This is a genomic window from Pseudomonas sp. NPDC088429, assembly GCF_044753305.1.
Taxonomy (GTDB): domain Bacteria; phylum Pseudomonadota; class Gammaproteobacteria; order Pseudomonadales; family Pseudomonadaceae; genus Aquipseudomonas; species Aquipseudomonas rustica.
This window is the reverse complement of sequence record NZ_JBIVMX010000075.1, coordinates 1-1,874: the sequence shown is the minus strand read 5'-3', so window position 1 is coordinate 1,874 and position 1,874 is coordinate 1. Positions and strand designations below refer to the sequence as shown.

Genomic DNA, 1,874 nt, shown 5'->3' with positions numbered 1-1,874 from the left:
CTTCGGCGGCGGATTCAACGATGCCGTCTTCCAGGCAACGCACGGTTTCCAGGCACAGCGGGATCATCATCCAGTTGATGATGTCTTCGTCAGTGACTTCGCGCTGCTCGTAAACGATCGGCTTGAGCACTTCGAGTACCGATGGATCGGCGACTTTCTTCTGCTTGCCTTTCTTGTCGGCTTCGTAGGCGTAGAAGCCCTTGCCGTTTTTCTGACCCAGACGCTTGGCTTCGTACAGCACGTCGATGGCGGTGCGACGGTCATCCTTCATGCGATCCGGGAAACCCTCAGCCATTACGTCACGACCGTGGTGACCGGTGTCGATGCCGACCACGTCCATCAGGTATGCCGGGCCCATTGGCCAGCCGAATTTTTCCATGACTTTGTCGATACGGACGAAGTCCACACCGGCGCTGACCAGTTTGGCGAAACCGCCGAAGTACGGGAACAGTACGCGGTTGACCAGGAAGCCCGGGCAGTCGTTGACGACGATCGGGTTTTTGCCCATTTTCTTGGCGTAAGCAACGGTGGTGGCAACAGCCAGCTCACTCGACTTCTCGCCACGGATCACTTCTACCAGCGGCATCATGTGCACCGGGTTGAAGAAGTGCATGCCGACGAAGTTTTCCGGACGCTTGAGGGCTTTCGCCAGCAGGCTGATGGAAATGGTCGACGTGTTGGACGCGAGGATGGTGTCCTCTTTGACCTTGTCTTCAACTTCAGCCAATACGGCTTGCTTGACCTTCGGATTCTCGACAACAGCTTCGACAACCAGATCGACGTGACCGAAGTCGCCGTAGGACAGGGTTGGGCGAATGGCGTTGAGCACTTCAGCCATTTTCGCAGCGGTCATGCGACCTTTATCAACGCGGCCAACCAGCAGTTTGGCGGCTTCGGCCAGACCCTGCTCGATACCGTGCTCGTTGATGTCCTTCATCAGGATCGGCGTACCTTTAGAGGCCGACTGATAAGCGATACCGCCACCCATGATGCCGGCGCCCAATACAGCAGCCTGCTTCACGTCTTTGGCGATTTCGTCGTAGGCCTTGGCCTTTTTCTTCAGTTCCTGATCGTTCAGGAACAGACCGATCAAGCTCTGCGCGGCAGAGGTCTTGGCCAGTTTGACGAAACCGGCAGCTTCGACTTCCAGGGCCTTGTCACGACCGAAGTTCGCGGCTTTCTGGATGGTCTTGATCGCTTCAACCGGCGCCGGGTAGTTCGGGCCAGCCTGACCGGCAACGAAACCTTTGGCGGTTTCGAAAGCCATCATTTGTTCAATGGCGTTCAGCTTGAGCTTATCCAGCTTCGGCTGACGCTTGGCCTTGTAATCGAACTCGCCGGAAATGGCGCGCTTGATCAGCTCAAGAGCCGCTTCCTGCAGTTTTTCCGGAGCAACCACAGCGTCGACGGCACTGACTTTCAACGCGTCTTCAGGGCGGTTTTCCTTGCCGGAGGCAATCCACTCGATGGCGTTGTCGGCACCGATCAGGCGTGGCAGACGCACGGTGCCGCCGAAGCCTGGGTAGATGCCCAGTTTGACTTCCGGCAGACCGATCTTGGCTTTGGTCGACATGACGCGATAGTCAGCCGCCAGGCACATTTCCAGACCGCCGCCCAGAGCGATGCCATTGATGGCCGCTACGGTCGGAACATTGAGGTCTTCGAAATCGCTGAAGATCTTGTTGGCTTCGAGATTGCCAGCAACCAGCTCGGCATCCGGCAGCTTGAAGTTCTCGACAAATTCGGTGATGTCGGCGCCGACGATGAATACGTCCTTGCCACTGCTGACGATCACGCCCTTGATCGAAGCATCTGCCCTGATGGTGTCTACGGCCTGACGCAGTTCGTTCAGGGTAAGACGGTTGATCTTGTTG

General features: G+C 57.0%; 1 protein-coding gene. It reads right to left on the bottom strand.

The features are described 5' to 3' along the window. Positions 1–1,874, bottom strand: a 1,874-nt coding sequence (fadB, locus tag ACIP66_RS25070) for a fatty acid oxidation complex subunit alpha FadB (protein WP_400651693.1), incomplete at both ends; no start/stop codon positions are given.